Annotated in this window: 9 protein-coding genes; 8 read left to right on the forward strand and 1 reads right to left on the reverse strand. The window is 48.6% G+C overall.

The genetic code is table 11. The features are described 5' to 3' along the window. Positions 1-2: 2 nt before the first annotated feature. The 3 genes from OEM52_03390 to OEM52_03400 are packed head-to-tail and all read left to right on the forward strand — an operon-like array spanning position 3 to position 1,773. Positions 3-341 (forward strand): nucleotidyltransferase domain-containing protein, encoded by a 339-nt coding sequence (locus tag OEM52_03390; GenBank protein MDK9699182.1) that lies wholly within the window; start codon positions 3-5, stop codon positions 339-341. Then, on the forward strand, positions 338-733 hold the full coding sequence (locus tag OEM52_03395; GenBank protein ID MDK9699183.1) for a HEPN domain-containing protein: 396 nt from the start codon (positions 338-340) through the stop codon (positions 731-733). The genes OEM52_03390 and OEM52_03395 overlap by 4 nt, the downstream gene beginning before the upstream one ends. Next, positions 730-1,773 carry a glycosyltransferase family 2 protein gene (locus tag OEM52_03400; protein MDK9699184.1) on the forward strand — a complete coding sequence of 348 codons (1,044 nt, stop codon included), beginning with the start codon at positions 730-732 and terminating at the stop codon, positions 1,771-1,773. Before OEM52_03395 ends, OEM52_03400 begins: the two co-directional genes overlap by 4 nt. On the opposite strand, the gene OEM52_03405 is transcribed toward OEM52_03400, so the two are convergent. Next, positions 1,770-2,726 carry a class I SAM-dependent methyltransferase gene (locus OEM52_03405; protein MDK9699185.1) on the reverse strand — a complete coding sequence of 319 codons (957 nt, stop codon included), beginning with the start codon at positions 2,724-2,726 and terminating at the stop codon, positions 1,770-1,772. The genes OEM52_03400 and OEM52_03405 overlap by 4 nt on opposite strands. A 23-nt stretch (positions 2,727-2,749) precedes the next feature. Between OEM52_03405 and OEM52_03410 the strand changes: the two genes are divergently transcribed. From OEM52_03410 to OEM52_03430, 5 genes are all read left to right on the forward strand, one after another. Further along, positions 2,750-3,073: a hypothetical protein gene (locus OEM52_03410; protein ID MDK9699186.1), complete on the forward strand. Its 324-nt coding sequence runs from the start codon at positions 2,750-2,752 to the stop codon at positions 3,071-3,073. A gap of 42 nt (positions 3,074-3,115) precedes the next feature. Beyond that, complete coding sequence (locus OEM52_03415; protein ID MDK9699187.1) at positions 3,116-3,928, forward strand: hypothetical protein; 813 nt, start codon at positions 3,116-3,118, stop codon at positions 3,926-3,928. Positions 3,929-3,958: 30 nt separating this feature from the next. Then, the gene (locus OEM52_03420) at positions 3,959-6,166 is read left to right on the forward strand and encodes a TonB-dependent receptor (GenBank protein ID MDK9699188.1); all 2,208 of its coding nucleotides are present in this window, start codon (positions 3,959-3,961) and stop codon (positions 6,164-6,166) included. A 399-nt stretch (positions 6,167-6,565) separates the two neighbouring features. Beyond that, the gene (locus OEM52_03425; GenBank protein MDK9699189.1) at positions 6,566-7,393 is read left to right on the forward strand and encodes a helical backbone metal receptor; all 828 of its coding nucleotides are present in this window, start codon (positions 6,566-6,568) and stop codon (positions 7,391-7,393) included. Between the two features lie 44 nt (positions 7,394-7,437). Then, positions 7,438-10,009, forward strand: a 2,572-nt coding sequence (locus tag OEM52_03430) for a vitamin B12-dependent ribonucleotide reductase (protein MDK9699190.1), incomplete at its 3' end; no start/stop codon positions are given.

The raw sequence follows: 10,009 nt of genomic DNA on the forward strand, positions 1-10,009 counted from the left end.
CTATGATCGACCGGAAAGACATTGAAGACGCGGTCAAGCAGATCATCGAGTTGTTTCGCCCCGAGCGGGTGATTCTTTTCGGTTCTTACGCTTACGGAACCCCTCATGAAGACTCGGATGTGGATTGTATGGTGATTTTACCATTCGATGGGAAACCGGTGCGGAAGGCAGCCGAAATAGCCACCGCGATAAAAAAACGCTTTCCACTTGACATCCTCGTACAATCTCCTGATCGCTGGGAAGCAAGGCTACATGCTCAAGACCCTTTCATCGTTGAGATAAACGAACACGGCATTGAGATGTATCGGCGTATGGTCGATGGTCGTGGAGTATCGAGATGAGCCAAACTCTCGACGACATAGTGAATGAATGGTTGGATAAAGCCGATGGTGATTTCCGAACGGCAAAACGGGAATTGATTGCCGACGAAGAACCAAATTACGACGCTGTCTGTTTTCATTCTCAACAATGTATCGAGAAACTACTCAAAGCATTGTTGGTGAAGTGCCGACAACCTAACCTGAAAACCCACGATTTAGCAATTCTTGCCGATAAAGTGGAAGCGAATTACCCGGGATTGGCGTTAGATCGTTTGCATCTAAACTTACTCACGAGTTATGCTACGCAGTATCGTTACCCCGGATATACCGCAGATGTCGACGACGCAAGCGATGCCTACGATATGTGTTGCAATATCCAATCGATCTTGCTACCGATGTTCTATAAAGAATGAACTCTCCACCTTCTGTCGCCATCCTTCTTCTCAATTATCGCGGTTGGAACGATACCATCGAGTGTCTGGAAAGTTTGTTCCGAATGGCGTATTCATCTTTTCGGATTATCGTTGTCGATAACAACTCGGAGGATGGCTCGCTCGATAAAATTGGGTTATGGGCAAAGGGAAAATTAAACCATTACTCACTGCCAAACCATCCCTGCAAACAATTCACTTTTCCTCCGATTGAAAAACCGATTCCGCTTACAATCGTTAATTCTCCCCGCAACGAAACGGCAGTTATTGGCTCCAACGAAAACCAACCGCGTCTTACACTTATACAGTCCGATGCGAATCGGGGATACGCCGCTGGTAATAATATTGGATTGCGTTTTATCCTCGAACATACTGAGTCGGAATTTGTTTGGCTGTTGAACAACGATACTGTTGTGAAACCCGATGCCTTATCGAAATTAGTGGAACGATTCCAAGCAAACCATTCCACCGGGATCTGCGGTTCGACATTGCTGTATTATGACGATCCGGAATTGGTGCAGGCAAGGGGCGGCGCTTGGTTTAAGCATTGGTTTGCCTATACTAAACATATCGGTGTTTTCACGAATGTGAATACTTCCTTCCGACTTGGGGATGTCGAACGGGATCTCGATTATGTATCAGGTGCATCGATGCTGTTATCCCGCCCGTTTCTGGAAGAAGTGGGATTGATGGAAGAGCGATATTTTCTCTACTTCGAGGAAATCGATTGGGCGACCCGGGCAAAACGACAAGGCTTTCAATTGCGATATGCACCGGAGAGCATCGTTTATCATAAGGAAGGCGCGGTTACCGGAGCGAACAATCGGCGCGGCTCAAAGACGCTACTGACGGATTTTTATGGACAACGCAACCGTTTGCTGTTTACGCGAAAACATTATCCGGTGGCACTTCCTACTGTTTGGTTGGCAATGCTCGCATCGGTGGGGGTACGGTGTTTGCGAAGGAAATACCGGATGGCATGGCAGTTACTTCAGATACTATTCGGCAAACGAACGCTCTAATCGATAACTTCGCGCTTGGGCTTTACTGCGGTAATCCAGATTGCATCGTACACGTTTTTGTGAAATACTCGCCAAAAGAGCGATCCGAAAAAATAATGCAAATCATGTAGCGCCTTCTTCCCACCGGTATTCTCATAATAGGGATCAAGCGCAGTTTCCCGAATTTCGAAGCCACAACGCTGCAGACAAACTTGCAACACTTTTGGCGTGAAGTGCGAAAGATGTAAGTACGGGGAAGACCCATTGAAACTGAATTTGGGAATGCCATACTTGCCAGTGTTTTGATATTTTTTCTTACCGAATAGTCGGGCGAAAGCTCTCACTTTTGATTTTAGTGATTGTAGCTCGTTCGGTACTGAGATGATTAGAACGCCATCTTCATGCAATAATTCATAACATTTGAGAATTATCTGCAACGGATCGGAGACGTGCTCTAAAACCTGAAACAACGTGATTACATCGAAGCGTTGTTCACCCCAATCGATTTCCGTTACTTCCCCTTTGTGAATGGTAAAACCATACTTCCGGCGGGCGATGCGAATCGCTGCGTCTGAGACTTCCGTACCAGCAACCGGCGAAAAGAAGTTCTGGGCGTAATGTAGAAATTGTCCGATGCCGGTTCCGATATCGAGCAGCGAACCACCGCGCCGGATTCTATGGAGTTTGGTTAGTCGCCGCATCCAGAGATCGTCGCGTCCCATTTCGTTCACCATCCACTCATCGGACTTTGTAGGTTGAGAATAAAAGGCAAGCAACTCGGCTGCCGTTGGACGAGGACTTAAGAAGAGAAACCCACAGGTTTTACAGCGCTGTAGACAGCACTTCCGGTCAATCGTAACAAGGCGATCCGATTGACAAAGTGGACATTGTTCCAATGATTCGGTTACAGCGGTGGTTTGCTCCATACAACTGTTAATGTAGTGATGTAAAGCACAGACTTCCAGCAAATTCAAAAAATATTTCGTATTATTGCCATATGACAAAACCCATTTCGCAAAGCAGCAACATCCGGGTGTTATTCTTTTGGATGTTGCAGTTCGCGTTGCTCGCAATGCCAATTGCGCTGCAGGGGCACAATCATACCCACTTTGGCAAGACATCAAACAGCGATGAACACTGTGTTATCTGCCAACTCGACCAAACAAATCAAGCAGGGGAGCCGGAGAGTGGAGAGCTGTCAGCTCCTACAATCCATGACTCATCCACCCCGATTCCGCTTGTAACGCACAACGATACGTCTCCCGATTATTCCTTTGCTCTACCTCGCAGCCCTCCTTTGTGTAGCAGTTTCGTTTCTTAGTCATTAATTCTCAAGGCTGTTATCACTCTCAGGAGGACAACTATGTCGCGCCATCCTTGGTTCGCGCTATTCTTTGTTATTCTCGCAGTTTCGACAATCATTGTATCCGGTTGCAAAGATGACGATCCAATCTCGTCCAATCCAACCGACAATGATCATGCCGAAGCTGAAGGTCTCATTCTACGCTTAAATGGCGTTTCAATCGTGACGGTAGATTCCGGTGTTGTAACCGGAGAAATCGAAATTGGGTTAGGGGAAGAAACCGATCTAATCCGAACCCGGTTTATCGATCCGGACGGCGATGAGTTTGTCCCATCAGTTGACCATCACCGAATCAGCATCGTTATCGCCGACACCAGTATCGCTGAATATGAGCAACATACCGGTGAAGCATGGGATTTTCACATTATCGGCAAACAGGCTGGAGAGACCAGTGTCGTCATTGGAGTTCTCCACGGCGATCATCTTGATTTCCGAACGCCGGTAATTCCGATTCACGTCGAACAGGAACCAGTTGGATTAATTTTTGTGAATCCGGCGACCCACGATACTGTCCGCGTGAATGCCGGTACCGTGACCGGCGCCGTTAACGTTCCGAATAACTCAACTGTCAATTTCAATGTGCAATTCGTCGATCAGTCGGGAGGGTTTTTTACTCCCGAAGTCGAGGAAGGTCACTCGTTAGGTTGGGTAATCGGAGATACTACAATTGTCTCGGGCTCGCAACCCGGTTCCGAACCTTGGACGCTCGCGATGCAAGGACGGTCAGCCGGTCAGACGACAATCGTACTGCGGCTGCTGCATAACGGGCACAGCGATTACAGCACGCCGCAATTACCCGTAACGGTACCGTAAGCGATGGCATGTAAAGTAGGAATCAGCTGGATGAGCGGTTTGCTGCCGCTCATCCTGTTGGCTTATTACGCCAACGCAGCAGATATCGCTCAGTTTAGCGGTACCGCTACGCTTGTAGGAACGGTTGTTGATAACGAGAATAACGAGCCGGTTGGATGGTGTGACTTCTATCTACCTGAAATAAAACGGTTTGGTCGGGCTGATGAGTTTGGTAAGTTTTTTGTCTCGAACCTCCCTGCTGGTGAGTACACGCTGTTCGTCCGTCGCATCGGTTATCGCGAATGGAATCGCCGTATTTCGCTATTGCCGGGCGACCCGATTCGACTCGCGGTAAAAATGACGTTAACGCCGGTAAAACTCGCAGAAATCGTTGTCGAGGAAAAAGCAAACCGGATGGCAACCACTTCGCAAACGCCCGTGCTTGATCTTTCCGGAGAACGGTTGCGGAGTACGATGGCGACTACGTTAGCGGCAACTTTGGAAAACGAACCGGGGATTGCGCTCCGAACGATGGGACCCGCCCCCGCTCGTCCCGTACTGCGCGGTTTGAGCGGTGACCGGTTACTGCTATTAGAAGACGGTTCGCGAACTGGCGATTTGTCGGCGACTGCCGCCGATCACGCCGTTGTGATCGACCCGATGAATGCGGAACGAATCGAAGTTTTACGCGGACCGGCGGCGTTGCGGTATGGTTCAAACACTCTTGGCGGAGTCATCAATTCAATCCGCGAGAACATACCTAATCCTTCAGTGCGCAAGCTGCATATCACGACCAGCACTCTGATCGAATCGGTGAATCGCGATGTTTCCAGTGGCATCGACGCCGTTGTACCGCTTCCCTATCAGGTAACCGGGCGGATTAATGGAAATCTGCAAAGCGCTGACGACCTTAAAACACCCATCGGTTTTCTGCAAAATACCGCCACGAACACTTCCCATGCCGGTATCGGGATAAGCGGTCGCACTCCATGGGGTTCGGTTGGCACTGCTTTCAACGAGTACCACTCTGAATACGGTATCCCCGGCGGATTCATTGGCGCTCACCCATCCGGTGTTCGAATAAAACTATACCGGAATCGAATCGAATCGCAGGTACAGATATTTGACTTCCAACAGTGGATACGTCAAATCGAAATCAAAGCGATTCGCACTCGTTATTACCATGCCGAATATGAAGCCGGCGGGTTTCTTGGCACCGAGTTCGGTACAGTACAATACGACGGCTCGCTTGACTTTCATTGGCGTCAAAACGATCCCTTGCGTAACGGTTTGTTGGGACTGGCTGTCGAGCAACGCGAGTATGCAACCGGCGGTTTTGTTTTTTCGCCCCCTGCTCGCGAGCGTAAAGCATCAGTTATTCTGTATCAAGAACACTCACACAATCAATGGACACTCACCGGAGCGGCGCGATTCGATTTCAATGAGATAAAGCCGAAAGAACAACGCATATCGGCGAGGATAGGCAAGCTAAGCCAACGACAGTTTTCTGAGTTTTCCGGCGGAATCACGGTCGATCGTGCGCTCACATCAAAGTGGACGGCGACAATCACCGGCATGCGAACTCATCGCTCGCCCGGCATTGAAGAATTGTATTCGGAGGGTCCGCATTTGGCGGCTTACTCGTATGAAGTCGGCAACCCGGAATTGGGCAGCGAACGCGCATGGGGCGGTGAAGTCGGAATGAAATACATGACGCAGGATTCCCGAGCAAACCTTACGTTCTTCTGGAATGAAATCGACGCCTACATATTTCCCCGCAACACCGGCTTACTAAATCCTCGCACGTTGTTAATGCAGTATCAGTACACGGGATACGATGCACGGATGTGTGGTGGCGAAGCGGCATGGGAAAAAACTTGGGGACGTTGGCAAACAATGACTTCGGCAAGCTATGTGCAAGGGGTGTTTCGCGAAACCGGAAGTCCAATGCCGCAAATTCCACCGCTATCGGGAAAACTCACTCTGAAATATCAATCGATCGAGTGGAGCGCTTCAGCTACGGTCTACGGCGCTTGGAAGCAAACACGAACCGCTGAGTTTGAAACTTCCACCTCACAGTACTTATCCGGAGACTGGCGATTCCAATACCAAGTTCCGTGGCGAGCAACGCTGCACACTTTTACTCTTTCGGTCGAGAATCTGTTGGATACTGACTATCGAAAGCATCTATCCAGGGTGAAATCAATCATGCCGGAAGCTGGGAGAAACGTGAAGTTATTCTACCGGATGTATTTCTGATGATTGAATCCACTGCATCATTATCGCTTTGCCAAATCGTGAACAGAGATGCACACGAATTCGGAAACAATCTCTTCTTCTCATTGTAAAGCGATATGTCAACCTCAGTGAGCGCGTGTGAAACTCACTATGAAACGAATTGTGATGTAATCATACAACTCTCGGTTCCGAGAGCTCGTTGTAGTGAATAACGTGAGAAATTTTTGCCTACCCTATTCAACTTCTCTGTTATTCGTTACTTCGATTGTTCTGTGACGTGAATAACCATACTACGTGTTGTGGCGTCACAGTCACATAACACTACTTGTTGCGTTTACTGCTAACAAAAACTTGACAGCGAGCCATCCCTTTCTCATCTTGGGGCGTCAATTCTTTGAAATTGTTTCATCCGGATTTTTCATGTTGATCGATCCAACAGGGCGCATCGTTTCGTTACAACAACCAGCGCAACGTATTGTTTCCTTGATACCATCATTGACCGAAACGCTGTTTGCAATCGGCGCTGGTAAGCGATTGGTCGGTGTTTCCAACTACTGTATCGCTCCTGCCAACGAAGTACAATTACTTCCTAAAGTAGGTGGACAAAAGAATCCGGACTTCGCGAAGATTGCCGAACTCACTCCTGATCTACTCCTTCTCAATCGCGAAGAAAACCGCCTTAGCGATTATCAGCGATTGGCGGAGAAATATCCGGTGTATGTCAGCGATGTCCGCCGGGTAAGCGATGTTCCTGACTTGTTACGCGATCTTGGTATTCTAACCGACTGTTATGAAGCTGCCGGATTATTAGCGAAGCGCACTGAGGATATATTAGCGCAAGTATCATTGCTAACCCGATGGATCAAACCGTTACGTGCGATCACCTTGATCTGGCATAAACCATTAATGACAACGAATGGCGATACCTATCTAAGCGATATGATGAAACGAGCCGGATTTGTCAATCCGTTTTTCGACTGTAGTGTCCGTTATCCGGAAATCTCAATCGAAGATATCCGACATGCAACACCTGATTGGATTCTGTTTCCTTCAGAACCACATCACTGGAGTCCAGAAGAGATTTCCGGGATAATGCAATCATTAACTGAATGTCATCCCGAAATTCGATTCCACGAAATCGACGGGGAAGCGGTCACCTGGTATGGCGCTCGCACTGCAGTTAGCTTGGAAAAAAGTATTATGGAGTTCGTCGAACGGATCCATCAACGCGGCGATACTCGAAAGTAGTCGACAGCGAGAAGCTATCCGCAAGCGCGGGTAAGGAACGCAAAATGCTTATTGAACGGGGAACTATAACTATGCGATTTATCGAGGAGAATTTGTTGGAAATGCGAGAAGAAACCATATCGAACCCAGTAGCGGAAAATCGAACGGTTTCACAACCGGGAACTGAACAAACATTGGAATCCGTTAAGCCGCGTGTCGAAAACAAACGACATCACACCGGCTCAGAACAAGTACATGAAAAAACGGAAGCAAACAAAGGTATGCGATTTGAACGATTTTTTACGAAACCAGGTATGAAGGTATTCGATTCGGTGGATTGGGAACTGCGTGATGCAGTAATCACCAGCGAGCGAGGTGAGGTTGTTTTTGAACAGCGTGGTGTTGAAATGCCGAAGAGCTGGTCGATGCTTGCCACCAACGTTGTAGTCTCGAAATACTTCAAAGGCGGCTACGGAACACCGGAACGCGAAAACAGCCTAAAACAATTGATCCACCGGGTAACCCGGACAATCACGGATTGGGGAATTCGTGGCAATTACTTCGAGGATGAAACCTCAGCAGAAAACTTTTACGACGAGTTATCGTTTATGATGCTGCACCAAGTTGCAGCTTTTAATAGCCCGGTTTGGTTCAATGTCGGTGTTGAAGAGCGGCCACAGTGTAGCGCGTGCTTCATCAATAGCGTCGAAGATACGATGGAGTCGATTCTCAATTTGGCGAAAACCGAAGGTATGCTGTTCAAGTATGGCAGCGGTACCGGTACCAATTTATCGTCGTTGCGTTCGAGCCGGGAAAAACTTACCAGCGGTGGCATTGCAAGCGGCCCCGTCAGTTTCATGAAGGGCTACGATGCGTTTGCCGGCGTGATAAAATCCGGCGGTAAAACCCGCCGCGCAGCAAAGATGGTGATTCTCAATGTCGGTCATCCCGACATCGCAGAGTTTGTCGAATGCAAAGTAAAGGAAGAGAAAAAAGCGTGGGCGCTAATTGATGCCGGATACGACGGTAGTTTCGGCGGTGAAGCTTACGGCTCGGTCTTTTTCCAGAATAGTAACAATAGCGTTCGCGTACCGGATATGTTTATGCAAGCGGTTGAAGAAGGCGGTTTTTGGCAGACCCGGGCAGTCCGCGGCGGCTTTGTTGTCGATTCCTATAAAGCCCAAGATCTGATGCATAAGATCGCCGAGGCAGCGTGGCAGTGCGGTGATCCCGGTCTACAATTCGATACCACCATCAACGACTGGCACACCTGTGCGAACACCGACCGAATCTATGCCTCCAATCCTTGCAGCGAGTATATGTTCCTTGACAATTCCGCTTGTAATCTGAGCTCGATCAATCTGTTGAAGTTCGGCAAGGATAATCGCGGCTTTGACATTGAAGGATTCCGGCATGCGGTTCGTACAATGATTCTCGCGCAGGAAATCGTCATCGATCCATCCAGTTATCCGACCCCGAAAATCGAAACGAATAGCCACGAATTCCGTCCATTGGGATTGGGATTTGCCAATCTTGGCGCTTTGCTTATGAGTTATGGTTATCCCTATGACGGTATCGAAGCCCGCGCGACTGCCGCTGCAATCACGGCTTTAATGACAGGCGAAGCGTATCGGATGTCGGCGCAAATTGCTATGAAGCAAGGACCGTTCAGCGGATTTGACAAGAACCGCGAATCTATGTTGCGGGTGATCCGGAAGCATCAAACTTCGGTTGATAATATCTCCGCCCGGCACTCGGTTTCGAAACCGTTACTTCGGGCTGCCCAACAGGCTTGGGAAGGCGCTTACTCCCTCGGTTCGGAATATGGTTATCGCAATTCGCAAGTAACTGTGTTAGCGCCGACCGGTACAATCGCATTCATGATGGATTGCGATACGACCGGCATCGAACCGGACATCGCTTTGGTGAAATACAAGAAACTGGTCGGCGGCGGTATGTTGAAGATTGTGAATAACACCGTCCCGCATGCTTTACGTGCATTAGGGTATGACGAATCGCAATCTCACGAAATCCTCAAGCATATCGAAACGAAAGATACGATTGAAGGGTGCCCGGTACTGAAAGCGGAGCATCTACCGGTGTTCGATTGCGCATTCAAACCCTATAACGGCGACCGCTACATTCCCTATATGGCACACGTGAAAATGATGGCGGCGGTACAACCGTTCTTGTCTGGCGCGATCTCGAAAACAGTGAATATGCCAAATAAAGCTACTGTTGAAGAGATTGAGCATGTTTACCTGCAGGCGTGGAAACTCGGTTTAAAATCAATTGCAATTTACCGTGACGGTTGCAAGCGTACTCAACCGCTGAATACCAGTCTCGAAGAAATCAAAAATGCTGGAAAGGCCATTGTTGTTCCAAAAGTCGCCAATCCTTTCCGGCACAAGTTACCGGACGAACGGGCATCGATCACCCATAAGTTTTCAATCATCGGTCATGAAGGTTACATCACAGTTGGGATGTACGAAGATGGCTCTCCCGGGGAGGTTTTTATTAAGATGTCGAAAGAGGGATCGACAATTTCTGGATTGATGGATGCGTTCGCAACTTCGATATCGATGGCGTTGCAGTATGGCGTTCCTCTGAGGGTGCTGTCGAGTAAATTCCAGCGGA

Source organism: bacterium (assembly GCA_030247525.1).
In the GTDB taxonomy this organism is placed as follows: Bacteria; Electryoneota; JAOADG01; order JAOADG01; family JAOADG01; genus JAOTSC01.

Coding starts and splice junctions, on each gene's coding strand:
- OEM52_03390 (MDK9699182.1), top strand. CDS start 3: ATGATCGACCGGAAAGACATTGAAGACGCGGTCAAGCAGATCATCGAG.
- OEM52_03395 (MDK9699183.1), top strand. CDS start 338: ATGAGCCAAACTCTCGACGACATAGTGAATGAATGGTTGGATAAAGCC.
- OEM52_03400 (MDK9699184.1), top strand. CDS start 730: ATGAACTCTCCACCTTCTGTCGCCATCCTTCTTCTCAATTATCGCGGT.
- OEM52_03410 (MDK9699186.1), top strand. CDS start 2,750: ATGACAAAACCCATTTCGCAAAGCAGCAACATCCGGGTGTTATTCTTT.
- OEM52_03415 (MDK9699187.1), top strand. CDS start 3,116: ATGTCGCGCCATCCTTGGTTCGCGCTATTCTTTGTTATTCTCGCAGTT.
- OEM52_03420 (MDK9699188.1), top strand. CDS start 3,959: ATGAGCGGTTTGCTGCCGCTCATCCTGTTGGCTTATTACGCCAACGCA.
- OEM52_03425 (MDK9699189.1), top strand. CDS start 6,566: ATGTTGATCGATCCAACAGGGCGCATCGTTTCGTTACAACAACCAGCG.